The 25,140-nt window shown below is 54.1% G+C and carries 19 protein-coding genes; 7 read left to right on the forward strand and 12 right to left on the reverse strand.

The window, feature by feature from the left end:
* Positions 1-57: 57 nt before the first annotated feature.
* The gene (locus tag ACT3TC_RS04505) at positions 58-1,317 is read left to right on the forward strand and encodes an MFS transporter (protein WP_444639287.1); all 1,260 of its coding nucleotides are present in this window, start codon (positions 58-60) and stop codon (positions 1,315-1,317) included.
* Here the strand turns inward: ACT3TC_RS04505 and cobA are convergent.
* Positions 1,282-2,196, reverse strand: a complete 915-nt coding sequence (gene cobA / locus ACT3TC_RS04510; RefSeq protein WP_444639288.1) for a uroporphyrinogen-III C-methyltransferase — start codon at positions 2,194-2,196, stop codon at positions 1,282-1,284. The genes ACT3TC_RS04505 and cobA overlap by 36 nt on opposite strands.
* Positions 2,156-4,891 (reverse strand): nitrate reductase, encoded by a 2,736-nt coding sequence (locus tag ACT3TC_RS04515; protein WP_444639289.1) that lies wholly within the window; start codon positions 4,889-4,891, stop codon positions 2,156-2,158. The genes cobA and ACT3TC_RS04515 overlap by 41 nt, the downstream gene beginning before the upstream one ends.
* Here ACT3TC_RS04515 and ACT3TC_RS04520 point away from each other — a divergent pair.
* The 4 genes from ACT3TC_RS04520 (at position 4,854) to nirD (ending at position 9,870) form a co-directional block, all read left to right on the forward strand.
* Complete coding sequence (locus ACT3TC_RS04520) at positions 4,854-5,228, forward strand: hypothetical protein (RefSeq protein ID WP_444639290.1); 375 nt, start codon at positions 4,854-4,856, stop codon at positions 5,226-5,228. The two genes, ACT3TC_RS04515 and ACT3TC_RS04520, sit on opposite strands and share 38 nt — an antisense overlap.
* 420 nt (positions 5,229-5,648) lie before the next feature.
* A complete protein-coding gene (locus ACT3TC_RS04525; protein ID WP_444622071.1) occupies positions 5,649-6,932 on the forward strand; it encodes an NAD(P)/FAD-dependent oxidoreductase in 1,284 nt (427 codons plus the stop codon).
* A gap of 2 nt (positions 6,933-6,934) precedes the next feature.
* Entirely contained in the window at positions 6,935-9,445 is a 2,511-nt protein-coding gene (gene nirB / locus ACT3TC_RS04530; protein ID WP_444639291.1) for a nitrite reductase large subunit NirB, read from the forward strand.
* A gap of 26 nt (positions 9,446-9,471) precedes the next feature.
* Complete coding sequence (gene nirD, locus ACT3TC_RS04535; protein WP_444639292.1) at positions 9,472-9,870, forward strand: nitrite reductase small subunit NirD; 399 nt, start codon at positions 9,472-9,474, stop codon at positions 9,868-9,870.
* A 48-nt stretch (positions 9,871-9,918) separates the two neighbouring features.
* Here nirD and ACT3TC_RS04540 read toward each other — a convergent pair whose 3' ends face one another.
* The 4 genes from ACT3TC_RS04540 to ACT3TC_RS04555 all read right to left on the reverse strand — a co-directional run bounded on the left by ACT3TC_RS04540 (position 9,919) and on the right by ACT3TC_RS04555 (position 15,308).
* Positions 9,919-10,830: a GntR family transcriptional regulator gene (locus tag ACT3TC_RS04540; RefSeq protein WP_444639293.1), complete on the reverse strand. Its 912-nt coding sequence runs from the start codon at positions 10,828-10,830 to the stop codon at positions 9,919-9,921.
* A gap of 10 nt (positions 10,831-10,840) precedes the next feature.
* Entirely contained in the window at positions 10,841-11,572 is a 732-nt protein-coding gene (locus tag ACT3TC_RS04545; RefSeq protein WP_444639295.1) for an ABC transporter substrate-binding protein, read from the reverse strand.
* A gap of 37 nt (positions 11,573-11,609) precedes the next feature.
* Positions 11,610-14,237, reverse strand: a complete 2,628-nt coding sequence (gene acnA / locus ACT3TC_RS04550; protein ID WP_444639297.1) for an aconitate hydratase AcnA — start codon at positions 14,235-14,237, stop codon at positions 11,610-11,612.
* A gap of 543 nt (positions 14,238-14,780) precedes the next feature.
* Positions 14,781-15,308 (reverse strand): GNAT family N-acetyltransferase, encoded by a 528-nt coding sequence (locus tag ACT3TC_RS04555; RefSeq protein ID WP_444639298.1) that lies wholly within the window; start codon positions 15,306-15,308, stop codon positions 14,781-14,783.
* 129 nt (positions 15,309-15,437) lie between these two features.
* On the opposite strand from ACT3TC_RS04555, the gene ACT3TC_RS04560 reads away from it, so the two are divergent.
* Positions 15,438-16,373: a cation diffusion facilitator family transporter gene (locus ACT3TC_RS04560; protein WP_444639299.1), complete on the forward strand. Its 936-nt coding sequence runs from the start codon at positions 15,438-15,440 to the stop codon at positions 16,371-16,373.
* A gap of 14 nt (positions 16,374-16,387) precedes the next feature.
* On the opposite strand, the gene ACT3TC_RS04565 is transcribed toward ACT3TC_RS04560, so the two are convergent.
* Positions 16,388-17,560, reverse strand: coding sequence for an MFS transporter (locus ACT3TC_RS04565; protein WP_444639300.1), 1,173 nt, complete (start codon positions 17,558-17,560; stop codon positions 16,388-16,390).
* Positions 17,561-17,696: 136 nt separating this feature from the next.
* Between ACT3TC_RS04565 and ACT3TC_RS04570 the strand changes: the two genes are divergently transcribed.
* Positions 17,697-19,097 (forward strand): aminotransferase-like domain-containing protein, encoded by a 1,401-nt coding sequence (locus ACT3TC_RS04570; protein ID WP_444639301.1) that lies wholly within the window; start codon positions 17,697-17,699, stop codon positions 19,095-19,097.
* Here the strand turns inward: ACT3TC_RS04570 and ACT3TC_RS04575 are convergent.
* The 5 genes from ACT3TC_RS04575 to ACT3TC_RS04595 all read right to left on the reverse strand — a co-directional run bounded on the left by ACT3TC_RS04575 (position 19,076) and on the right by ACT3TC_RS04595 (position 25,126).
* A complete protein-coding gene (locus ACT3TC_RS04575; protein WP_444639302.1) occupies positions 19,076-19,219 on the reverse strand; it encodes a hypothetical protein in 144 nt (47 codons plus the stop codon). The two genes, ACT3TC_RS04570 and ACT3TC_RS04575, sit on opposite strands and share 22 nt — an antisense overlap.
* 75 nt (positions 19,220-19,294) lie before the next feature.
* On the reverse strand, positions 19,295-20,062 hold the full coding sequence (locus ACT3TC_RS04580) for a FadR/GntR family transcriptional regulator (RefSeq protein WP_444639304.1): 768 nt from the start codon (positions 20,060-20,062) through the stop codon (positions 19,295-19,297).
* 630 nt (positions 20,063-20,692) lie between these two features.
* Entirely contained in the window at positions 20,693-21,700 is a 1,008-nt protein-coding gene (yiaK, locus tag ACT3TC_RS04585) for a 3-dehydro-L-gulonate 2-dehydrogenase (RefSeq protein WP_444639305.1), read from the reverse strand.
* Between the two features lie 148 nt (positions 21,701-21,848).
* A complete protein-coding gene (locus tag ACT3TC_RS04590; RefSeq protein ID WP_444631900.1) occupies positions 21,849-23,426 on the reverse strand; it encodes an aldehyde dehydrogenase (NADP(+)) in 1,578 nt (525 codons plus the stop codon).
* Between the two features lie 197 nt (positions 23,427-23,623).
* The gene (locus ACT3TC_RS04595) at positions 23,624-25,126 is read right to left on the reverse strand and encodes a tripartite tricarboxylate transporter permease (RefSeq protein ID WP_444631901.1); all 1,503 of its coding nucleotides are present in this window, start codon (positions 25,124-25,126) and stop codon (positions 23,624-23,626) included.
* Positions 25,127-25,140: the final 14 nt, after the last annotated feature.

Raw genomic sequence — 25,140 nt, forward strand, 5'->3', positions numbered from 1 at the left:
CGATAGAATTATGAAAATTCGCTTGCTAACATTCTCTTGCTAACCAAGATACCGCCCATGTCCCCCGATAACGACACGCTTGCAGCGACCGATGCCCCGCTGCTTCCCATTCACCGCCAGCCGGGCTTTTTAAGCTTTCTTCTCTCTCGCCTTGCTGCCGTTTTTGCCATGCAAATTCAAGCCATTGTGGTGGCATGGCAGGTATATGACATTACCCGCGATGCCATGTCGCTTGCCTACGTGGGGCTTGCGCAGTTTCTGCCTATGGTGATTTTACTGCTGCCCGCAGGCGATGTGGTCGACCGTTTTCCGCGCAAGCGCATCCTACAACTCAGTTGGGCGGTACAGGGTATCTGTAGCGCCCTGCTGCTTTTATTGGCGCAGGCCAATCATGGCAGCGTTATTGAATTTTATGCTGTGCTGGCTCTGTTTGGCTGCGCCCGAGCCTTTACCGGCCCCACGCTGCAAAGTATGTTGCCCAACATTGTGCCCCGCACTCAGTTGGCTCAGGCCATTGCGCTGAATAGCTCGATCATGAAAGTCGCCGTGATCAGCGGGCCATTGCTGGGCGGCGTGCTTTACGCCATGGGCGGCGGTAGTCTGGCCTACGCCGTGTGCCTGGGCTGCTTTATCGTCGCGCTGGCCTTACTGGTGCTGGTACCGGTGCGCTATGTCGAGAAAGCCAAGGTATTGGAAAGTACCGCCTGGAAGCGTTTTTCCGCAGGTATTCGTTATATCCGCTATCAGCCGATTATTCTGGGCGCCATTTCGTTGGATCTATTTGCCGTGCTGCTGGGCGGCGTCGTGGCACTGCTGCCCATTTACGCTCAGGAAGTCTTGCATGTGGGCCCTGAAGGATTGGGTGCTCTGCGCAGCGCAATTGCGGTGGGCGCACTATTGATGGGGCTTTATCTTGGCGTTCGTGGCATCAAGCGTCGCGCGGGGCATGTGATGTTTGCCGCCGTGGCCGTGTTCGGGTTGGCGAATCTAGTGTTCGCGTTCTCTACCCTGTTCTGGGTATCGATGATCGCCATGCTGGTGGCGGGTGCGGCTGATATGATCAGCGTTTATGTACGCACCACTGTGATTCAGTTGGCCACGCCGGATGAAATGCGCGGCCGGGTGAATGCCGTCAATATGCTGTTTATTGGCTCAAGTAACGAGCTGGGCGAGTTTCGCGCGGGCAGCATGGCCGCCGGATTTGGCGCAGTGCCCGCCGCAGTGATTGGCGGCGTAGGCACGCTGGCGGTGGTCGGCCTGTGGATGCGTCTGTTCCCGACGCTATGTCGGGTCGACCGCTTCGATGATGCCCGCTGAAGCAAGCATATTAGCGGGGCTGCTCGCGACCATACTGACCACGCTGCCCACCAGAATCACACAGGGTGACGGCAGCGGATGATCCGCTAGGCGCTGGGGCATATCATTAAGCGTACCCACCAATGCCTGCTGTTCGGGCAGGCTGGCATTGGCGACCAGCATGATCGGCCACTCATCGGGCAGTCCCGCCTGGCGTAGCCCTGTGCAAATGGCCTCTACCTTGGAAAGCCCCATATAAAATACCAGGGTTTCATCGCGACGGGCCAGGGTTTGCCAGTCGGGCGCGCCGCCCTCACGGCATAGCTGTGCAGTAATAAAGCGCAGTTGCTGAGAGTGGCCCCGGTCGGTCAGCGGAATCCCCAGGCTTGCGGCGGCGGCAGACGCCGCGGTAATCCCGGGCACAATGTGTGCGGGCACATTGGCATCCGCCAGCGCGGCAAGCTCTTCCCCCATACGCGCAAATATGCCGGGGTCACCGCCTTTCAAGCGCACCACCGATTTGCCGGCGGTTGCCAATTTGACCATCAAGGCGCCAATTTCCGCTTGCGGCATGCTGTGATGGCCGCTGGCCTTGCCAACGTAGTAACGCTCAGCGGAAAGCGGAACCAGCCCTAGCACATCGTCGCCTACCAAACGGTCATACACGATAGCATCGGCCTGCATTAACAGCCGCGCGGCTTTCAGCGTTAACAGCTCCATATCACCACTGCCCGCACCAACCAAATACACATGCCCAGCCGTGCATTCGCCGCGTAGCTTAAGCGAAGGCGCACTTGAGGCACTGCGCGTGGAGCGCTGGAACGGCGACAGCACGCGCTGCGTAAAGCACAACGTGGCCTCAGGCCACTTCTGTAGTAGACGCTTGCTTAGCACGCGCATGTGAACGCTCCTCTTCAATCAGGGACTTCAATTCAGGCAAACAACTACCGCATTGGGTTCCGCAAGCAAGCCGTGCGCCCAACGCTTCAACGCTGGTATCACCGGCACGAATAGCATTAACAATCGCCGCTTGGCCCACCTGGTGGCAGCTGCATACCACGGGGCCGGTATCCGCAGCGCCATCTTCGCACCCCGCCAGCAGCCGGCGCCGGTGCTTATCACTGATGGCTGTTTCGTTAAAACGCGCTTCAAGCCAGGCAAGCCCGGGCAATTCGCGCGGCGGGCCGACCATCAGCCACCAGCGCAGTTTGCCCCGCACAATAGCCGCAGCGCGCAAGCGGCCATTGCCGCTGTCTTCACACCACAAAGCAGCCCCATCGGGAAGCCACGTAGTCAGTAGCGCCAGCCAGTCATTTACCGGCTTTGCATCTGCCAGCTGCCAGCGCTGACAGCCCTGCATGGGTACGCGTGCCCAATAATCGCTTCTGCACCACGGGGGCACTTCCTGACTATTATCCCCTAATGGATGGGCAATCAACAGCGTTGCCTCCCAGGCTACTTCAAGCGGTGCCAGCGCCACAGCGCCGTGCTTGGCTTCTGGCTGGCCTGACACAGAGTCGGTCAAAGCTTTTAGCATGGCACCGCTACGCGCCGATTTACTGAACGCATCGCTCCAGTGCATGGGAATAAACACCTCGCCACGCCGCTGGGCATTCGAGATACGCACGCGCCCCCGGTACTCGCCGCTGGCGGCGGACAATACTGCCAGTTGCTGGTCGCCAATGCCATAGTTCGCAGCATCGCCTGGGTGGAGTTCGATAAACGGCTCGTGGCGATGATTCATCAGCCGGGGCGCGCGTGCCGTGCGCGTCATGGTGTGCCACTGGTCGCGAATACGCCCGGTGTTCAGGCGCAGCGGGTAGGCGTCACTCAGGCGTTGCTCCGGCAAGCGCGGCGTTATGGCGATGAAGTTGGCGCGCCCATCAGGCGTGGCAAACTTGCCATCTTCAAATAACCGCGCCGTTCCGTGAGGCGCTGAAGACGTCACCGGCCACTGAATAGGCGCCAGCGCGTCGTAGCCCTCGCGCCCAAGTCCCACCAGGCCGGAAATATCGAATAGCCGTTTGCTCTCTCCCTCATTCTCAAAGCCGGAAAGGCGCGCGTGCTCATCAAAAATTTCATGGGGATGGCTATAGTCAAACGCCTCCTGAAAGCCTAACCGCTTGGCGGCTTCGCACATAATCCACCAGTCGTGACGCGCTTGGCCAGGCGCGGGTAGCAAGCCACGCTGGCGTGAAATACGCCGCTCGGAATTGGTCACCGTGCCGTCTTTTTCAGACCACCCCGTCGCGGGCAGAATGATATCGGCGTAGGCCAGCAGGTCGGTATGGCTTGCGCACTCAGACACAATTACCAGTGAGCACTTTTCAAGCGCACGCCGCACGCGGGCGGCATCCGGCAAGCTGACCGCTGGGTTGGTGGCCATTATCCAAAGCGCCTTTATTTCGCCCCGCTCAACCGCGTCAAAAAGTTCGACCGCCTTATAGCCGGGCGCCTGAGGCAATTTGGGCGTTAACGTTTCCGTCGCCCAGAAGCGGGTGACTCGGCTGAGGGCGCCGGGCGTGTGGTAATCCATATGCGCGGCCAGCTGGTTGGCAAGCCCACCCACTTCACGCCCGCCCATGGCATTGGGTTGGCCGGTAATCGAGAAAGGCCCCGCCCCCGGCAAGCCGATTTTGCCGCCCGCCAGATGGCAGTTGATGATCGCGTTACACTTATCAGTACCGCTTGTGGATTGATTGACGCCCTGGGAGTAGAGCGTCACGACATGGAGTTGGCTGGCAAACCAGTAGTAAAAGGTCTCCAGCCGCTCTGGGTCGATATCACATATCGCCGCCACGTCATTAATATCATGCTGGCTCGCGGCCAGCAGCGCTTCGTCGAAACCTTGTGTATGGCGGTCCAGATAGAGCTGATCCAGCTTGTTATTCTCAGCCATCCAGGCCAGCAGGCCATTGAACAGCACCGCATCGCTGCCGGGTGCGATGCCCATGTACAGGTCGGCAATTTCGCAGCTGTCGGTCACGCGCGGGTCGATGACCACCATCCGCATCAGTGGATTGCGCGTTTTGGCGACCTTCAAGCGCTGGTAAAGCACCGGGTGGTTCCAGGCCAGATTCGAGCCCACCAGCACCACCAGCTCGGCCTCTTCAATATCTTCATAGTTGCAGGGAACGGCATCCGCACCCAACGAGCGTTTATACGCCGCCACGGCAGAGGCCATGCAGAGTCGCGAGTTGGTATCCAGGTGCGGCGTGCCTAAAAAGCCTTTAAATAGCTTATTGGCCACATAGTAATCTTCGGTCAATAGCTGGCCTGAAAGGTAGGCACCGACTGACTCAGCGCCGTAAGTTGCGCGAGTCGTTTGCAACCGCTCTGCCAAGGTGGTTAACGCCACATTCCAGTCAACCGCTTGGCCATCGACCCAGGGCGTGGTGAGCCGGTCATGGTGGCCGAGGGTTTCGTGAAGTGCCGAGCCTTTCACACATAGCCGACCAAAGTTGGCGGGGTGGTCGCGGTCGCCTTCAACGGCGCTGATTGTGCCGCTAGCCACAGTGGCGATTACGCCGCAGCCGACACCGCAATAAGGGCACGTTGTGTTTGCTTTACAAGCCGAGCGTGTGGCCTGGGACATACTGATTTCCTCCCGCTTAAAAGCAAAAAGCGCCCAAGCGAGCCTCAAAGAAGCCTGCCTGGACGCCGTTGTCTCAGGGACACCTGCACCGGTGCCAAATGTCGCACTGCTGGGATTGGACATACTTATTAATGGCCTGTCGTCTGATGGCGTTAGCGTTGTTATTTGCCCGTCAAACTCAATGGCTGCATTTTATTGTGTCGATAAACCCGTCTGTGCTTTGTTGCTTGTTGCCAAGGTAATAGCAAGGCCTACGCCAACCAACCTATTAAAACAAAAACACCAAATTAAACAGAAGGTTAGTAACCAAGAAAATATCTTTCGACTTATCTTGTAGGCAGGTTTTTTGCTAACGCTGACTACTCACGGTGCATTCTTACCGCTTAGCGCACCAATAGCGTGCGCAGGCTGAGCGTAAGCGGCTGAAAAGGCGCTGCCTTCAATCTACCTCTTTAAACCAAAGCATTGATAATCAATATAAAAATAAATAATAGCCGAGGCTTGGCTGATAAATTGCCCTGTACTGGTTAGATAAATTTAAGCTTAGCGGGCAGCCAACGGTGGCTGCTCTGTGCGAAACCCAGCTAACGGGTTTGGCCTCAGCTACCGGGCAACGAAGCCCCTGATACGGCCTTCCTGGCAATCCATTTGCCCAGGACGCTGACTCAGGGGCTTTTTTTATTGGCTTTTCTTCAGCGCTGCCGAGTATTTGTGGATAGGCATTTGTAGCCAAGCGCTAAACTGTAAGGAGCAACCTATGATCGCTATCTCTCGGTGCTCGTCTGATGATCACTTAGTCGTTATCGGCAACGGTATGGCGAGCCATCGACTGCTAGAGGCCGTCGTTAAATTGTCTCATCGACCCCAGCAGATAACGGTGATTGGTGCAGAGGCATCTCCCGCCTATAACCGGATACTGCTATCGCCACTGCTCGCCGATGAAATGCCGCCTAGCGCCCTCGCCTTGCGGGATGTGCAGTGGTACGCCAAACAGGGTATCACCCTGCACCTGAATGAATGCGTGCTGGAGATCAACCGCGAAGAGCAGCGTGTTGTCACTACCTGCCGCACGCTGGCCTATGACCGCTTGGTGATTGCCACCGGCTCACGCCCAAAGCTGCCCGAGGTTCCCGGCATTGGCCTTAACGGCGTGTATGGGTTTCGTACCCTGCAAGATGCCGACACGCTCGCAACGCTTGCCCTACAGGGCGGCGAGTGTGTCGTGGTCGGCGGCGGTTTGTTGGGCCTGGAGGCCGCCGAAGGGCTTCGCAAGCGGGGTGCCAGCGTCAGCGTTCTACAGCGCAGCGAGCGATTGATGAATCGTCAGCTGGATAGCATGGCCGCTGGGCTGCTTGAAACGACGCTTACCCTGCGTGGCTTGACCATCTTAACCAATGCGCGCATCCGCCATTTTGAAGACGATGGCGCAGGCAACTTAGCCGCTGTTGTACTCGGGGATGGCCAGCGTCTGCCTGCTCAGAGCGTCATCGTGGCAACCGGTATTACACCTAACGCAGAACTGGGCCATCTGGCAGGCCTGGCAACGCAGCGCGCCATCATGGTTGATGACACGCTCACCACCTCAGACCCGCGTATTCACGCATTGGGTGAGTGCTGCCAGTTCGAGCAGCACACCTACGGCCTGGTCGAGCCAATCTGGCGCCAAGTAGATGTGTTAGCCAACACGCTGTGTGGCGATGGCAGCGCCCGCTATCGTGAGGTGCCAACCGCCACCAAGCTTAAGATCAGCGGCTTGGCCCTCTACGCGTTTGGCCCCACGGAGGCCGCGCCAGAACACGAAGTACTGCATTACAGCGACCCGGAAAGCGGCGACTACCGCCGCCTGCTACTGCACAACGGAAGGCTTGAAGGTGCCGTGCTGTATGGCGATACCCATTCCGGCCCCTGGTATTTCGCCCAGGCGCTGGCCAAAACCGATCTGGGCGCCTGCCGCCAGGCGTTACTGTTCGGTGAAGCCGATGCCAACGCCCTGCTTCTTGATACCCCACCCACTCCCTCATCGACGCTGGAGGCAGCTTAGCCATGTCCACCACCTCTAAACGCAACGTGATTATTATTGGTAACGGTATGGTCGGCCACCACCTGGTCGAGCAGCTGGTTGAAAACGGCGCCCTGTCACAGATGAACGTCACCGTGTTTGGCGAAGAGCGCCACCGTGCTTATGATCGTGTGCACCTTTCTGAATATTTTAAAGGCCGCGACGCCGAAGCGCTGGCCCTGTGTGATGGCGACTACTACGCAGGCCATGGCGTGACATTCAACAGCAGCGAAGCGGTCATAGCCATTGACCGCGAGGCCAAAACACTGACCACCGAGCACGGCCATTACGCTTATGATCAGCTGGTGCTGGCCACCGGCTCCTACCCGTTTGTGCCGCCCATTCCCGGTAACGATCGCGAAGGTTGCCTGGTCTATCGCACGCTGGATGATCTCGATGCCATCCGCGAGGCGGCGCAAAGTGCGGCCACCGGCGTCGTGGTGGGCGGCGGCCTTCTGGGCCTGGAAGCGGCTAACGCGCTGCGCGGGTTAAATCTGGAAACCGCGGTAATCGAGTTTGCTCCACGCCTGATGCCCATGCAGGTGGATAGCGAGGGCGGTGAGCTGCTGCGCGAAAAGATCGAAGCCCTGGGTGTTCAGGTACTCACCGAGCGTGCCACTCAGCGCATTGAAGATGGCGTAACCAGCCGCCATCGCATGGTCTTTCAGGATGACAAAATACTGGAAACCGACCTGATCGTGTTCTCGGCGGGTATTCGCCCCCGAGATCAACTGGCCCGGGAGTGCGGCCTGGAGATCGGCGAGCGCGGCGGCGTAGTGATCAACAATCAGTGCCAAACCAGCGACCCGGCGATTTTAGCCATTGGCGAAGTGGCGCTGTGGAATCAGAGCATTTTTGGCCTGGTGGCGCCTGGCTATCAGATGGCAAAGACAGCGCTTTCGACGCTCACCGACGGCGACGCTTCTTTTACCGGTGCTGATATGAGCACCAAGCTCAAGCTTCTGGGGGTAGACGTCGGCTCGATTGGTGATGCCCATGGCAACCAAAACCCCGGCGCGCGGATGTTTCGCTACCTTGACCCACTTACCCAGATTTACCGCAAGATGGTGGTCTCAAGCGACGGCAAGAAGCTCTTGGGCGCCATGCTGGTGGGCGATAACAGCGTCTACGATACCTTGCTTCAGTACTACGCCAACGGTATCGAGCTGCCCAAAGAGCCCGCCTCACTGATTCTGCCGCAAAGCGGCGCCGCCCCGGCACTTGGCCCGGATGCCCTGCCGGAAACCGCGATGATCTGTTCGTGCCATAACGTCACCAAGGCCAGCATTTGCGCGGCCATTGACGCAGGCGCCAGCGACGTGGCATCCGTGAAAGGTGACACCCGCGCCAGCACCGGCTGCGGTGGCTGCGCGTCGCTTTTGAAAAGCCTGGTGGATCATGAGTTGGCTGCACGCGGCGTTGAGGTGGACAAGTCGATTTGCGAGCACTTTCAGCACACCCGTCAGGAGCTTTACGACATTGTGCGCGTTGAGGGCATCAAGACCTTCAGTGAGCTGATCGAAAAGCACGGCGTGACTGGCGCTCACAGCTTGGGCTGCGATATCTGCAAGCCCGCCGTCGGTTCCATTCTCGCCTCCTGCTTTAACGAGCCGATCACCGATGCCGCGCATATCCCGCTTCAGGATACCAACGATACCTTCATGGCCAATATGCAGAAAAACGGCACTTATTCGGTGGTGCCACGTATCGCCGGAGGCGAAATTACCCCGGACAAACTGGTGGTACTGGGTCAGGTGGCGCAAAAATACGGCCTTTACTCCAAGATCACCGGCGGCCAGCGGATTGATCTGTTCGGCGCCCGCTTGGAAGACCTGCCTGATATCTGGGGCGAGCTGATCGAGGCCGGCTTTGAAACCGGACACGCCTACGGCAAGTCGCTGCGTACGGTGAAATCCTGCGTGGGCAGCACCTGGTGTCGCTACGGCGTGCAGGACAGCGTGGGCATGGCGATCAAACTTGAGAACCGCTACAAGGGCCTTCGTGCTCCTCACAAGATCAAGTTCGGTGTTTCCGGCTGCACTCGCGAGTGCGCCGAAGCCCAAAGCAAGGATATTGGGATTATCGCCACTGAAAACGGCTGGAACCTCTACGTGTGCGGTAACGGCGGCATGCGCCCACGCCATGCGGAGCTGTTTGCCACCGATCTTGACGATGAAGCCCTCTACCGCACCATCGACCGCTTCCTGATGTTCTACGTGCGCACGGCGGATCGCTTACAGCGCACCTCGGTATGGCGGGAAAACCTGGAAGGCGGGCTGGATTATCTTAAAGAGGTAATTCTCGACGACCGCCTGGGCATGGGTGATGAACTGGAGCGCCAGATGCAAACCGTGGTGGATAACTATCAGTGCGAATGGGCAGGCGCCATCAGTGACCCGGATAAGCTCAAGCGCTTTAGAAGTTACGTCAATGATAGCCGCCCAGATCCATCGATCATCATGACCAGTGAGCGCGGCCAGCTACGGCCTGCCTAATCGTCATCATTTCAAAGGGCTACTCCATGACCGCTACCGCAATGAAGCAAGCAACAGTTACACAAAGCAGAAAGGCACCGACCGGCCAGAAACTGTGCAGTAAAGCCGATCTGGTCGCGTTTTCCGGGGTTGCTGCATGGCTTGAAACACCACAGGGGCCAAAGCAAGTCGCACTATTTTACTTGCCGGGCTTTGAGCGTGAGCTTTACGCCATTGACCACCACGACCCGTTTTCCAACGCCAATGTGATTGCCCACGGTATTGTGGGGGATATCCAGGGTGCCGCCGTGGTGGCTTCACCCATTTACAAGCAGCACTTTCGTTTGGAAGATGGCCAGTGTCTGGAAGACGACAGCGTCACGCTAGGTACCTGGAAGGTGAGCTTTAAAGGGGTGGATGTGTGGGTTGAGGAATCAGCCACATAGGTGAAGATGCACATGTAAGAAGCAGCTTCATCTTTCCCTGCCGTGCCGTTAACGGGCAAAAATACCTTGGGCAATGCGCATTTTTTCCTGACGCGTGCGCTCCAGGTGTTCCGTTAGATAAACAGCCGCTTGTTGATTATCTCCCGCCTCCAGCAGGTCAAGAATCGCCAAGTGCTCTTTATACTCGGGCACGGGCGATTCGCGCCGGGCATAAACGTGGTATTCAATCAGGCGACGCAACCGGTTAGCGCGTTTAAGGCTTTCAATCAGAAACTGGTTATTTGAGCCATTAACGATGCTTTCATGGAAGTAGGTGCCGCTTATATACATTTGACGCTCAGAGATCGTGCTTCCTTCTTCAGACACGGCCTCCGTTAACGATTCCCTTAACTGCTTGAAGACTTTCTTATTAATCTGGTAGCCAGGCTCTCTTAACGCGGCGGGCTCAATTAACAAACGAAAACGAAAACACTGATCATACGTTGCCTGAGAGGTTAAGAACTCATTAAATTCCCAGCCATAGCCCAAAAGCCTGGACACCCAGCCTTCAGCCTCCATGGCATGCATCGCTTGAAGAATCGTGTTGCGACCAAGCGTATATTTCTTGGCAAGTTCCGCCTCGGTAATTTTCCCGGCGATCTGATTATTTAAATAATCGACGCCAATCGTAAAACACAGTGGCGAGATTGAAGAGCCTTGCTCTAGCGGCTCGTTAGTATCGGCAAAAAGCCCACGCTTGGTATCCACTAAAAAGAAGCCGCGATTAGGCTGGCGCTTCACCACCCCCTGCTCTTCCAAAAACTGGAAGGCGGCACGAATGGGCGTCCGCGAGACCTTCAATTTCGTTACATAGCTCGCCTCCGTCAGGTGGCTCCCTACGGGTATAGCCTCTTCATGAATCAACGTGTGAATACGCTTTGCCAAACGCTCAGCGGTAAGAGGTGATGCACTATTAACCACGACCCATCCTTTAAGCGCTTGGCGCGACCGAGGCACCCTGAATATTATGCTTGGCTAACAAGCGAGCGACCTCCCCTTCCGCTTTTGCCTCTTCAATAAACGCGGACAGAAAAGCGGCGGCTTCCTGAGGCCGTTTTTTCGGAACGCCCATCGCCTGCTGGATCGTCATAAAGTGCCCAGGCAACAGCCGCAAACCACCAAACTCCTCAATACCCGCTTCCAGCTGCTGCTTCACGCCTGCGGCGATATCCAGCTTGTGTTCAATAAAAAACTCCACCACTTTCGGAGAAGTAGGTGCTCTAACCAGCTCGGCGTGTTGAATAGCGCGGCTAAGGTAAAGATCATAAGCACTGCCCTTACCAACCACGATCTTCTGACCATGGCGGTCAGCCTCTTGCTGATCAGTAATTGGCGAATCCTCGCGTACCAGATAGCAGCCTTCAATCAGCACATAGGGCGCGGTAAATTGAATACTTTCAGCACGCTTGGGGTCTAGCGCAAAAAAGCCCATATCGGCCTTTTCATTGCTGACAACGGCAACGGCCTCACCGGCAGAGGCATATACTTGAAGCTCAAGTTCAACGTCCAGCCGGTGCGCGATCATCTTTGCCAAATCAACCGAAACGCCATAGGGCTGCTGATCGGCATCGAGTCCCGCCAATATCGGGTTACCCACGTTAATAGTGGTGCGCAACACGCCGGTAGGCGCCATTAGCTCTCTTAGCTTGTTAATATCGCTCACTTATCACTTTCCTTATGAAGGGCTTGGCCAGTATTACTCAGGCCAATGTTTTTTTCAGTAGCGAGGGAATAACGCCGCCTTCTTTAAGCAGTGCAATTTCTGCCTGCGTATCGACCTGGGCGATAGCCATTAGCGTCTCTACCTCGCCTTGCACTCTTAAAATATTAACTTGAATCCAAGCGCGAGGGGTTAGCGTATCGGCCTGCGCCTGAATCTCGATTTGATCACCCGGCTCAATATTCAGCGTGGTTGAGCTAACGCCCGCGGGTAAGTTCAGCGGCAAAATTCCCATGCCGATCAGGTTTGAGCGGTGAATACGCTCAAAACTTGCGGCAAGTACCGCACGAACGCCTAGCAACCGCTGCCCTTTTGCAGCCCAGTCTCGCGATGACCCCATACCGTAGCGCTCACCCGCGACGATCACAACGGATTCATTGGCTTCACGGTAGCGCTTGGCTGCCTCAAAAAGAGGCATAACATCGCCGCTGGGTAGATGACGCGTGTGTGCAACCGATGCATCGAGAGCAAGATAGTTTTTTAACGTTTTATTGTGGAAGGCGGCCCTTACCATGACCTCCCAATTGCCCCGGCGTGAGGCAAAAACGTTTAGATCATCACGACGTTCACCGCGCTCAACCAGATAGTCAGCGACACGACTATCAGCCGGAATGGCACTGGCAGGTGAGATATGGTCGGTCGTGACATCATCACCGACTATCAGCAGAGGGTAAGCAGTATAATGGCCTAGCTGACTGCCCTCGGATACCGCAGCAAACGGTGGGCGGCGCAGCGTGTTAGAAGCTTCCTCCCATGGGAAGGTCGCTGTTTTAGGCGCATCCAGAGCCTCCCAACAGGTGTTACGGCTTGCCTGTTTGAAATCTTTTGCAAAATCGGCAGCGTTCAGCGCCTCGGCTAACGCGGCATCGACGTCTTCCCTGACAGGCCATAGGTCACGCAGGTAGATATTCCTACCGTCATACTCCGCCAGTGGCTGCTTGAAATCATGCTCGGCATTACCGGCCAAGGCAAAACCCACGACCAGCGCAGGCGACATGATAAAACCCAGGTCAAGATCTGGGTGCACGCGTCCTGGGAAGTTTCGATTACCCGACAGCATCGCTACTGCACGGCAGTTACCTGCTTCCTGTGCCTGTCTGATTTCTGGGGTCAATGGCCCCGAGTTACCGATACAGGTGGTACAACCATACCCGACGATATCAAAGCCGATAGCGGCCAGATCTTCCATTAGCCCTGCTCGCTTGAGGTAGGTAGCCGCTGCTGGCGAGCCTGGGGCAAGCGAGGTTTTTACCCAAGCAGGCGGTTTTACCCCATATCGGCGAGCCTTTCTGGCCAATAGCCCTGCGGTGATAATAAGGCGTGGATCGCTCGTGTTGGTGCAGCTAGTAATGGCAGCAATCGCTACGGGGTGGCGGGGCAGGTTTGAAACTGAGCGATTAAATGTTGCACTTGGCTTAAATTCAAGCTTTGTCAACACCGCTCCCACGTCAGTGTAATCATGTACATCCTGGGGCCGCGTAGGCCCGGCGACCTGCATACCAATAACGCTTAAATCAATCTCTATACACTGTGTATAGGTAGGCTGCTCATCGGCTTCAAACCAAAGCCCCGTCGCTTTGCAGTAGTCTTTTACCCGTTCAACGGCTTCTCTCGAACGCCCTGTTTGGTCAAGATAGCGCAGGGTTTGCTCATCCACCGCAAAAAAACCCGTAGTGGCACCGTACTCAGGCGCCATATTAGCCACGACAGCACGATCACCGGCCGTTAAGGTGCCCACGCCCGGTCCAAAAAACTCAACGAACTTGCCCGTTACGTTCAGCGCCCTCAAGCGCTGAGTAACTATCAGCGCCAAGTCGGTGGCCTGTGCTTGCGGCGCCAGTGTGCCTGTCAACTTAACCCCCACCACGTCGGGAATGCGCAGCATGGTGGGGACACCAAACATTACCGTTTCCGCCTCAAGCCCACCTACCCCCCAGCCCAATACACCAATGCCGTTAATCATTGGCGTATGGCTATCAGTACCTATCATCGTATCGGGCACCATCCAGCACTCATCATCCCGCTCTTGAGTGGTTACGACGGTGGCCAGTTGCTCAAGGTTTAGCGTGTGCATAATACCGGTGCCCGGCGGGTGAATGGTCACGCCTTCAAGTGCACTGGAGGCCCAGCGTAAAAAACGATACCGCTCGTGGTTACGGCGCATTTCATGCTGAAGGTTGTCTTCTGAGGCGCTGCTGCTGGCGAACACTTCCACAGCAAGCGAATGATCTACAGAAACATCTACCGGTAAATGCGGTTTAAGCACTTCAGGGTCACCACCCGCCTCACGTATTGCATCACGCATAGCGGCAATTTCCACTAACGCAGGTGTGCTCGTTGTATCGTGCATCAATATCCGTCCCGGCTGAAAGGCGATTTCATCACTGCTCGTGCCGTTTTCCAGCCACCTCAACAGCGCTTGAGTACTGCGCTTGCGCTCCTCCCCCGTCGTATTACGCATAATATTTTCAAGCAGAAGGCGCAGCACATAGGGCAGCTTGTGAAGCGTCTCGCCGAGTAATTTGGGTAGTTCGATAATCGCGTAATCATGGCCCTTGAACGTCAAATAGTCATGCGTGTAGTGGGTTAGCTTCTCAAGCTTGTGCATAGTTCATGCCGCCGTATCTGACGATTGTCGTTATTGACTGATGAGTCGATCTCAGGCACCATAATTGCACTTTATTAATCAAAAATACAATATATGCTTTAGCCGATTTCCTGTCCTGAAGAGGTCTACTGTTTGATTTTTCCAATGAAAACGCCGCCTGATAGGCGGCGTTAGAAGCAGAAGCGCGTTACAACCATTAGCCGTTAAGCATTAAGAAAATCGATCAACGCTTTATTAAACTCGTCAGCGTGGGTGGTGTTAATCGCATGCGGGCCGCCTTCACTAGCGCTGGTACCTGCTTTTCCCAGGAACGGCCGCTTAATGGCCATCCATGGATAAGCACCACAGGTTTGCCTGCGCCGTATACCTCATAATAAATCTCTACCGGCGTTCCCTGTTCTGTACCCGCGCTTAACACTGGCATCGTTAGCCCCTCCTGATTGGCTGCGTATTGATCAACAGCATGCCTTCAAGGTAGTACACGCTTTTTAACGTTACCAAGGTACGCAGCACAGAGCGTTGCTGGGCCTTATAACGCCGCTTTCAGCAGACTGCCTTCAAGACACACTGATATACCAGGCAATCAACGCGCTTGTCGGCCACTTGGGAGTGCGCTGGCAAGATATCCATGGCATCGAAGCTGGCTTTCTGCAACACATGCTGAGAGGCATCGTTCTCGACAGAAACAATCGCCGTTAGCGTAGTGAGACCATAGACACCGCGCGCTTCCTCCATTAGATGCTTAAGCGCCCTATAAGCAACTCCTTGACCACAGGCACTTTTTGCAATGCGATAACCTACCTTCGCTTGGTTTTCGTCAATATCGCGCAAATTGGCGCGGCCGATAAGCATTCCTCTCTTGCGTATCAACAGCGGGCTCATTCGACGCTGGGCATTCAAGGAAAGGCAATCAACAATATGCTGTGAGACGCCTTGAGGCGTATAAAAATGCCTATAACGCGCTTCAATATGCTGCTCAAACCAGGCACGTTCGGCGGTTTCAAACGCCAACAGGTCGACAGCGTCCTCAGGGGTTAATAGCGAAAAGGTTAAGTCCTTGGCATGACGCATAACGTCCTTCTCTTTGTGAGTACTTTGTCACTCGCCTGTGTGGCCTTAATGCATAGCTTTCGTTGGTTCAAAGATGAAAAATGTTGCTATGCTTGCGGGTTATATCACTGGCGGTGGGGCCAAATATCCATGAAAACAGAAACGCGTACACTGGCATTTTCCGCCTTTATGGCGCTCTTGATTGGCTGTGCCGGGATTACCGCTACACTCGCCTCCAATTCCCAGGCTATTTTGCTCGATGGGTTATTTAACCTAATCTACTTTAGTGTAGCTTTAGTGACGATCAAGGTGAGTAAATTAGCCAGCCGTCCTGATAGTGAATCTTATCCGTTTGGATACAGTTACTTCGAGTCGCTGGTTAACCTGTGTAAAGGGTTATTAATTCTAGGTGTTTCCATCTTTGCTTTGGTCGATGCCATTGTCGCGCTCCTCTCTGGCGGGCGAGAGATTGCAGCGGGCCTTGCGGTCATCTATGCCCTGTTTGCCACGCTTGCCTGCTCGCTGACCGCTTGGGTAATGCACCGCAGTCAACGCTATACCGCAAGCCCTCTGATCGCGGCCGACAAACTCAACTGGATCGTCAATAGCGTGATTTCCGCAGCAGTTCTCGCGGCATTTTGCCTGGTAGTACTCCTTGAGCAGTTAAATTTGAACACGCTAGTGCCGTATATCGATTCGGTACTGGTTATTGCGGTCGTCGTGCTGTGCTTGGGCGTGCCTGTACGCATGGCCTCCCAAGCGCTGAAGGAGTTACTCAACAAAACGCCCGAAGAAGCCATTGCTGCCCCTGTGCGCGACGCTATTTCCCGGGCACTGGCAGAAACGCATACCCAAGAAGTCCGTGTGCGTATGGTACGCCCAGGGCGCCTGCTTTACGTTATGGTGCACGTGGTGCTGCCTGATGAAGGCATCACCACGTCGTTAACCGCTCAGGATGACCTACGCGCACGGATTGATGAGCAGGTGCGGCGCTGCTATGCACCGGTCGTGTGCGATGTGGTGTTTACCGCAGACACGCTGTGGGCAGCGCCCTCTTGTGGGTTGCTGATTGAGCGACACACGTAAGCAAAGCGCACGATTTATGGCTGGCGAATGGCCGTCAGCCGCCTGGAAGATCTGTTCGGGCCGATGAGCAGCAGACTAACCGTGGCAATGACGCCCACCAGTAACGCCACGCCAAATAGCGTCAATGCGGCTACATGGCCTACTGAATCAACAAGGGCGCCCGTTATCATTACCGGGAGGCTAAATCCCACATACGCCATCAAAAAATAGCCGGCGCTTGCCTGGGTAGAAGACGGGCCAGCAATGGCTAGCACTCCGCTTAAGCCACCCAAATAGATAAACCCATAGCAGGCGCTGCTGGCCGCAACTGCTCCCAGTAACACAGCTACCAGGCTTCCCTGAAGGCCGCCCCAGGCAATTAATCCGTAGGCGAGAGGTAAGATCATCAACCCCAGTACTGTGGCCTTCACGGGCGTCAAGGCGCGTGCCCAAGGCTGAAACAGTACTCCACAGCTGCAAATGCCAAACGTGGCAAAACCACTCCAGGGTGTTAAACCGTTCTGGCTTAACGTGGAGGGCAATATAGCAATCACCAACCCTACGGTTGCCCATGCAAGTAAAATGGCCAGCCCAAAGCTCAGTGTTCCCGGCGGATAACCTGGCAGTCGCCACATCGCTCTTTGGGTAGCAGCAGGTGCGATATTTTTTAGCGGAATCACTGCAACTAACGCAATGGTGCCTCCACCCAGATACAGCCATAGGCTTGGCGGCGTCACACTGGGCGTATGGAGAATAAACAAACTGGTAACCGCCGCACCCAAACCAAACCCAAGCGCGGTACTGGACGTTACGTACGTCGTTGCCATGCGACCGTCGTCACTATTAAGTAACCGATGCATATATCCAGGCGCGACGGCTGAGGTCAGCCCGGTGCCAATGCCTAATAAAAAGCGCGCACCCCCCAGCGTTATCAAGCCAGGCATCAATAGGGTTAGCGCAGTGGCACTTAAACAGAGCAGAAGTGCGACAATGATTAGCGGTTTAGGCCCTACCCGATCCGCCAGCCCATTAAGCCCCAGCAATACCGGCATGACACCCGCGACGTAACAGGCAAACGCGAGTGTGGCTGCGCCCACGCCGACGCCTGCTTTCGCCGCCAGGATATCGTAAAGCGGTGCCTGTAAATTAACCGCAGTGGTAATCATACATAGTGCAAAAGCCAACCGGGGCGCGTTATATCGGTCCATCTTTTTTCCTAAACGGGTCATGGGTTAAGCCATTACGCTCGCACCCATCCCGCCTAGAGGTAAGGTACACTTGTCCATCATTACCCAAGCACTGTTCCTGCGTTTTTGAGAACAGTGGCCGGCAGCAGAGATGTTTATGAAACTTCAGGTCGACCGACATGCCGCTTCCCCAATTGCGCAGCAGCTTGAAGAGAGTATTCGCCATTGGATTCAAGAGAATGGAGCGGGCGGGCGTCGCTTACCTTCCATACGCCGCCTAGCGGCAGAGCTCGATATTAGCCGTAATGCGGTTATTGACGCCTACGAACGGTTGGTGGCTACTGGCCTGGTTCGCTCAAGACCCGGCTCCGGGTTCTTTATCGCTGATGGCGTTGCCGTTACTCCCCAACCATCGTTAGCCTCTACCCCTCTTCAAGAAGTTACCAATGGGCTGTGGGGGCTGTTTAGCGCTAATGAGCACTCGCTAAAACTGGGCTGCGGGTGGTTGCCTAATGCTTGGCGCGAGAGCGAATACCTGACCTACGCCATTCGCCAAGTGGCGCGTAAAAGCCAATCAGGAATTTTTGAATACAGTACGCCCCAAGGACTGCAGGAGCTTCGCTGCTTGATCCAGGAGCGCTTGCGCCCCCTCGCAATATCGGCAAGTGCTGAGCAAATTGTCATGACCAGCGGCGGCAGCCATTCACTGGATTTATTGGTGAGGATGCTGCTTGAACCCGGCGACGTGGTGTTTGTGGAATCGCCGGGCTATTACAACCTATTCGGCTTGCTGCATTTACAGCGCGTTCGCGTGATTGGGGTACCGCGCCTTGCTGATGGGCCGGATATTAACCGTTTGGAAGCCCTCTTAGCAGAGTACCATCCCAAGCTTTTTTACGTGAACAGCGTGTTTCATAACCCTACCGGCAGTACGCTCACACCGGCGACTGCACATCGCGTTTTACAGCTCGCCGAGCAGTACGATTTCACGATTGTAGAAGACGATATCTACGCTGATTTTCAGCACACCCCGACCACACGGCTCGCCGCACTGGATGGTCTTAAACGGGTTATTTACCTGTCCAGCTTTTCCAAAACGCTCACCTCATCGCTGCGGGTCGGCTTTATAGCCGCCCCGCCTTCACTAGTGCAACGGCTTGTGGATATCAAGATGTTAACCAGCATTTCCTCCTCGCGCTTTGCTGAGCAGGTGCTGATCACGCTGCTTCAAAACGGCAGCTATCGAAAACTCACTGAACGCTTAAGAACCCGGCTCTCCAACCAGATGGCACTGGCGTTTACGCAGCTCAAGCAAGTCGGTTGGGAGGTATTCACTGAACCGGCAGGCGGCATGTTTATATGGGCCAAATCGCCGGTGGGGAAGGAAGCACTAATGGAGAGCGCACGCCGTTTTGACATTATGCTATCGCCCAGCCACTTGTTTTTCCCTGACAATCAAACAACGTCATGGCTGCGCCTGAATATCGCCTATCTGCAGGATCCAAGAGCCAAAGCGTTTATTGCCGCCAATGGCAATCAAGGCAACACATCAAAATAGGTCATCAACCCAACGATGGCGCTGATGGTGACAAAGGACATGAGCGTGCTCGCCATCAATGCACCGGCAGCCACGTTCCCCATACCATAACGCTGCCCCAGTAAAGGATAGACACTTGCCATGGGCGCGCTGGCAGTTACGCCACGTAGTTGCAGCCCATAGAGTGAGATAGAAAGAGCCGATAGATATGCTCTGCGCTATTTTAAATCACGATACTGGGCATAGGTATCTCGAGCCCGGCCAAGATGCTGACGCATCATTTCTCGTGCGGCATTGCCATCACGGCATAAAATAGCATTGAGAATTTGGACATGCTCCTCTTGCACCCGCTCCAGATAGCGCTGAGAAGAAAGCGGATTAATATCATTACTCAGAAGCTTGGCTCGTGGAATCACGCTTTGACTCCACTGTTCATAGAACGATTGAAAAAAAGGGTTTTTAGTCGCCGTAGCAATTGCAAAATGAAATAAATAGTCTTCTTCCCGAGCCTGGGACTTGGTTTCATAAGCATTGGCAAACGCTTGATGTTGGAGTTCCAAGCGCTGCCGGTCTTCCTCATCGTAGCGCAGGGCTGCCAACTCGGCAGCCGCAGGCTCCAATGTTAAGCGCAGCTCCAAAAGATGCAAAATATCTTCCACCGTAGTGGGATTGATACGCTCTGCTGGAAGCGCCTTCAATTTAGAAGAACGCAGAACGGACGTACCTACACCACGTCGGGTTTCTACCAACCCTAATGATTTTAGATGAGTAATGGCTTCTCGGATAACGGTACGGCTTACACCAAAGGATTCACAAAGGCTATTTTCTGTTGGCAGTTTATCGCCTACCGCCACCTTGCCTTGTGTGATAAGCGCCTCTAACTGATCCGCCACATGAACAGACAAACTGCCCTGCTGAGCGACTTTATTGACCTTAAATGACGCCGTACTAGGTGTCTGTTTGATCATATCAACGATCCCTTCCATTTATTTACCTGTTTGTACTATATCGTACAAACAAAGTTCTATAAGTACTATTAGGCTTTATAAGGATGTCCAGTGAAGAATTTTTTCTCCATGCTACCGTACTGTTTCCTTATCGTGTTCAACGTAAAACATTTGCTATGGTCGGCTGATATAAGGCATTAGCTCTAGACTTTTTTCCAGCAGTCATAGGAGACCTGCTATCCTTTCAACAGGCGTTTACCTACTCAAGGGGTCTATTAGAACATACGACTTATACTATCTAATATCAAAAGAGAAATCGCTTTTGTAGTATACCTTTTCCATCTTATACTGCGACTACTCAGCACTTAAATTCAACGCTATTTTGAGATTCAGGTTTCTTTCTCACAGTCATGTTTTATATCAAGCTACCAGCTTCATAAAAGCGCTTGATTACTAGCAGAAATAAGGAAAAACTAACTTAAACTCAGATAAAACATCGCAACGTCCTCTGTCATAGACGCCTAGTTAGGATAATGGCTTTACCACACACATTGACGTTGAATTTTATTTAATCACTACATTTAAACTATCTAACTACGAGCAAACTCAAAATATAATTAGCACACCACACGCTATCTTAAACAATATTTAACCTTTATTAACATACAGCTAGATAGCTAACTCACAAACAGCTTGCCATAAAGTATCATCAATTGAGATTAACTCACGACCATATCGCTGTCGAAAAGTAGACTCTCCCGGCCAACGTACTTTGCATCCTGGCTTAGCGGGCCTAGTAGCGGCTAAATGTGTCTGAATTCCCTCAACAAGGGCATCACAGGCCGCACGGCCACCCAACTGCTCTGGATCAAAAACCATAAACACCTGGCAACTACCACCACCGCTTCCACGCTGAACTGAATCAATTTCATGGCTTGGCCTCCCTTGCGCGAGTAAAGCGGCCATTGCATCAAGTAGAATCGCAAGCCCTGACCCCTTCCAATAACCGGTTGGAAGCAAGCGCCGTGTCGCGGCGATAGCAGCGGGATCGCGACTCAGCTCTCCACGCTCATTGAAGCCACCATCAATAGGTAACTGCTCACCTTTTAACTGTGTTGTTTGCAACTTTCCATAGGAAAATTGAGACATCGCCATATCGAGTACTAGTGGGCCTGAACTATGCGGTACAGCCATCACTAATGGATTATTACCGATAGACTGCGATACCCCTCCCCAAGCAGGCATGCAAGACTCGGTATTGGTCCACATAATCGCAGCGAACCCTTGCTCAACTGCACGCCATCCATAACTTCCTCCACGCATCCAATGGGTAGTATCACGTAACGCTACCAGCCCCATACCGTGTTCACGCGCTAATGCGATTGCTCGATCTGTTGCACTAAGAGCGTTAAGCACACCAATGCCTTGGCCTCCGTCAAGCACCTCAATCGCTCCTAACCGCTGCACAACGCTTGGCGTAGCATTAATATTTATCCATCCACGTCCAACATATTCAATAAACCGGGGGATCCGACCAATCCCATGAGAATGGACACCATCGCGAGTACTTTCAGCATGAATTTGGGCACAGACTGCCGCATCATCTGGTGCGAGACCCGCCTTTAATAGTGCCTTTTCAAGGGTATTTTGCAATGTCGCAAAATCAACGTCAGCCATATTTTCTCCAAATATAATGAAGGTGCTTTTATACTCAAACGAAATAAAAGGACTTAATATAACCGTGCATATTTTTTAATTCGTAGCTTAAAAAGGCCACTCGTGAGAGTGGCCTATGTTGTCATTAACATTTATACACGCGAACGTCTTAACTCTCTCGTGCACCATCGACTAAACGACGTAGTTTTAATGGGTTTTCCTGTTTAATAGCAGCGGGCAATAGCGCATCAGGAAGGTCTTGATAGCAAACCGGGCGCAGAAAGCGGAAGATTGCTGCCGTCCCTACAGAGGTAGTACGTGAGTCGGATGTTGCCGGGAACGGCCCGCCGTGGACCATTGCATCACACACTTCAACCCCGGTTGGCCAGCCGTTAACCAAAATACGACCTGCCTTGCGCTCTAGTGTCGGCAATAACTCTCGCGCAGCTTCCAGATCGGCATCATCCATTTGTAGCGTTACAGTCAGTTGGCCTTCCAAATGCTCTGCAACTTGCTTGAGTTCTGCGGTATTAGCACACTCAACGATTAACGAGGTCGAACCAAACACCTCTCCCTGCAATGCTTCATTGCCAAGAAAATCCTGGGCGCTGGCTACGAACAAGCCGGTTTGACACTGGTTGGGGCCATCACCCTTCTGCCCTCGCGCGATTTCTTGCGCCTTACCACTGTCGACAAAACTCTTCACACCGCTTTCGTAGGCTTCGAAAATACCTGGCGTCAGCATTGTTTGCGCGCCACTCGCTTTAACGGCCTCACCTGCGGCTTCGATAAAGGTGTTGAGCTCGGTTCCCTTAACCGCAATGACCAGCCCCGGGTTAGTACAGAACTGGCCTGCGCCCATGTTGAGTGAGCCAACAAATGCCTTGCCCATCTCTGCGCCACGCGACTTGAGGGCCGCAGGTAGCGGGAAAACCGGATTAATAGAGCTCATTTCAGCGTAGAAAGGAATCGGCTCGGGCCGTGATTGAGCAGCTTTCCAAAGCGCTAAACCTCCACTTCTTGAGCCAGTGAAGCCAGCAGCCTTGACACGTGCATCAGAAACCAAGGCAGTGCCCACTTCTCGGCCAGAACCAAACATCAGCGAGAAAACACCTTCTGGTAAAGCGCACTTTTTAACGGCAGACTGTATAGCACGGCCAACCAGCTCGCCGGTTCCTGGATGGGCAGCGTGGGCCTTAACGATGACAGGACAGCCAGCCGCTAGTGCTGAAGCGGTATCACCGCCAGCGACAGAAAATGCTAGCGGAAAATTACTCGCACCAAATACAACAACCGGGCCTAGTGCAATATGACGCTGACGAAGATCAGAACGTGGCATAGGCTGACGATCTGGCATAGCCGGATCAATGCGTACATCCAACCACTCGCCAGCGCGTACAGTTTTTGCAAACAGACGTAGCTGCCCACAGGTACGCCCACGCTCCCCCTGAATTCGAGCCTTCGGCAAACCAGACTCAGCCACTGCGCGCTCAATCAGGTCTTCGCCAATCACTTCAATCTCATCAGCGATAGTTTCCAAGAACCTGGCTCGGTCCTCAAGTGAAGTGTCACGATAAATATCAAAGGCGTTCCAAGCCAACTCGCAAGCCCGCTCGACTTCGGCTTGAGTACCACCCGCATAGGCCGGTTCAAGGAGCTCGTTGGTTGCTGGGTTTATTGCCTGAACGGGACTACGGCTACCTTTAACAGCCTGTTGCCCTATGAGCATTTCACCTGTCAGATTCATCTTGCCTCCTAAATGAGAGTGGTTTTCGTAGTTTCTCGGTTTAGACCAAGCGTTACTTACATTTTTCTCGCGCACCTAGCAGTACCGCGAGCACAGCCCAAAATCTGTTGCTTTGATTGTCTTCAACCGCGCTGAGAAATTAGGCTACTTCGCTTTCGCGACTCGCACTTTTTTACCGCGACAACTTTCGAGTATAGCTAGCCCGAAGCAGTGTTTTTCTGGTTGGTACGATAGTTCTGCCACAACGTTAGCACCAACAAGGCCAAAGCAATGATCAAGAAGGTGATGCTGATGGGACGTGTGAAGAACGGTGTCCAGTCTCCCTGGAAGGACTGTAACCCTCGACGTAAATTTGACTCAGCAATCGGCCCTAAAATCAGCCCTAAAATGACGGGCGCAGTCCCGAAACCATAGCGGTTCAAGAAATAGCCTAAAATGCCAAAGCCAAGCATTAAGTAAAGATTGAACACATCTCCATCCACGCCGTACACGCCGATAAAGCAGAACACCAAAATGGCAGCAAGGAGCTGTTTTCTAGGCACAGTAAGCACCCGAATAAATAGCTTAATTCCGAGGCACATAATCAATAGCATGAAGATGTTGGCAATCAGATAAGCTAGAAAAATGCCGTATACCGTGCCACTTTGATCCGCAAACAGAAGGGGGCCTGGAGTGATCCCTTGAATCATCAGCCCACCGAGCAGTACCGCCGTCGCTGCTTCGCCTGGAATCCCCAGTGCGAGCGTAGGTATCAGTGCCCCACCAAGCAATGCATTATTGGCGCTCTCTACAGACACAATACCCGACGCATGACCCGAACCGAATTTTTCGGGGGTTTTGGAAAAGCGTCGTGCTTGATCATAGGCTACCAGTGAGGCAATACTCCCCCCAGCGCCTGGAATAGGACCGACCACCGATCCAGAAATCACACCGATTACGACAGCTTTCCAGTGTTTCAACGTTTCAATAAAACGCGGGCGTGCAATATCAATGCGATGCGCACTCTCTTTCATTCGCTCGTGAGGGTCGTACTCAAATGTATCTTTAAGCACCTGAGAAACGGCAAACAGGCCAATGAGAGCTGGCAATAAATTAACCCCTGTCAGCAGCGAAAGCTCGTTAAAGGTAAATCGGCCCACGCCGGTAATAGGATCGGTTCCGATAGTCGATACAAAAAAGCCGATCAGGCCGGCAATTAAACCTTTGAGTAACGATTTACCAGCGACAGAAGCAATGATAACCAAGCCAAAGATACTCAAAGAAAAGTATTCAGCAGGGCCGAATCGTAGGGCGAACTCAGCGATGGGCGGCGCCAATAGGCTGAGAATAACCATGCTCGCGACACCGCCAAAGAAGGAGGCTACGATCGACAAGCCAAGTGCACGGCCCGCTTCGCCCTTCTGGGCCATGGGAAAGCCATCGAAGGTGGTCGCTACGGATGAGGGGGTCCCGGGAATATTAAGCAATATCGCTGGAATTGATCCGCTAGCACCGGCGCCGCAAAGCGCTCCTAGCAGCATACCTATTCCCGCCACGGGCGGCATACCAAAGGTCACCGGCAACAGTAGCGCTATCGCCATTGCCGAGGTCAAGCCGGGGAGCGACCCCATAATGATGCCGAGCAGAGTACCGCCAGCAATGGCCAGTAACGTGCTGATTTGCAGCACCATACCTAGGCCATCGAGATAACCTGAAATCATATAAGTCTCCCAAA

Source organism: Halomonas sp. AOP27-A1-41 (assembly GCF_052378605.1).
GTDB classification, from domain to species: Bacteria; Pseudomonadota; Gammaproteobacteria; order Pseudomonadales; family Halomonadaceae; genus Vreelandella; species Vreelandella citrativorans.

Coding starts and splice junctions, on each gene's coding strand:
- ACT3TC_RS04505 (WP_444639287.1), top strand. CDS start 58: ATGTCCCCCGATAACGACACGCTTGCAGCGACCGATGCCCCGCTGCTT.
- cobA (WP_444639288.1), bottom strand. CDS start 2,196: ATGCGCGTGCTAAGCAAGCGTCTACTACAGAAGTGGCCTGAGGCCACG.
- ACT3TC_RS04515 (WP_444639289.1), bottom strand. CDS start 4,891: ATGTCCCAGGCCACACGCTCGGCTTGTAAAGCAAACACAACGTGCCCT.
- ACT3TC_RS04525 (WP_444622071.1), top strand. CDS start 5,649: ATGATCGCTATCTCTCGGTGCTCGTCTGATGATCACTTAGTCGTTATC.
- nirB (WP_444639291.1), top strand. CDS start 6,935: ATGTCCACCACCTCTAAACGCAACGTGATTATTATTGGTAACGGTATG.
- nirD (WP_444639292.1), top strand. CDS start 9,472: ATGACCGCTACCGCAATGAAGCAAGCAACAGTTACACAAAGCAGAAAG.
- acnA (WP_444639297.1), bottom strand. CDS start 14,237: ATGCACAAGCTTGAGAAGCTAACCCACTACACGCATGACTATTTGACG.
- ACT3TC_RS04555 (WP_444639298.1), bottom strand. CDS start 15,308: ATGCGTCATGCCAAGGACTTAACCTTTTCGCTATTAACCCCTGAGGAC.
- ACT3TC_RS04560 (WP_444639299.1), top strand. CDS start 15,438: ATGAAAACAGAAACGCGTACACTGGCATTTTCCGCCTTTATGGCGCTC.
- ACT3TC_RS04565 (WP_444639300.1), bottom strand. CDS start 17,560: ATGGACCGATATAACGCGCCCCGGTTGGCTTTTGCACTATGTATGATT.
- ACT3TC_RS04570 (WP_444639301.1), top strand. CDS start 17,697: ATGAAACTTCAGGTCGACCGACATGCCGCTTCCCCAATTGCGCAGCAG.
- ACT3TC_RS04575 (WP_444639302.1), bottom strand. CDS start 19,219: ATGGCAAGTGTCTATCCTTTACTGGGGCAGCGTTATGGTATGGGGAAC.
- ACT3TC_RS04580 (WP_444639304.1), bottom strand. CDS start 20,062: ATGGAAGGGATCGTTGATATGATCAAACAGACACCTAGTACGGCGTCA.
- yiaK (WP_444639305.1), bottom strand. CDS start 21,700: ATGGCTGACGTTGATTTTGCGACATTGCAAAATACCCTTGAAAAGGCA.
- ACT3TC_RS04590 (WP_444631900.1), bottom strand. CDS start 23,426: ATGAATCTGACAGGTGAAATGCTCATAGGGCAACAGGCTGTTAAAGGT.
- ACT3TC_RS04595 (WP_444631901.1), bottom strand. CDS start 25,126: ATGATTTCAGGTTATCTCGATGGCCTAGGTATGGTGCTGCAAATCAGC.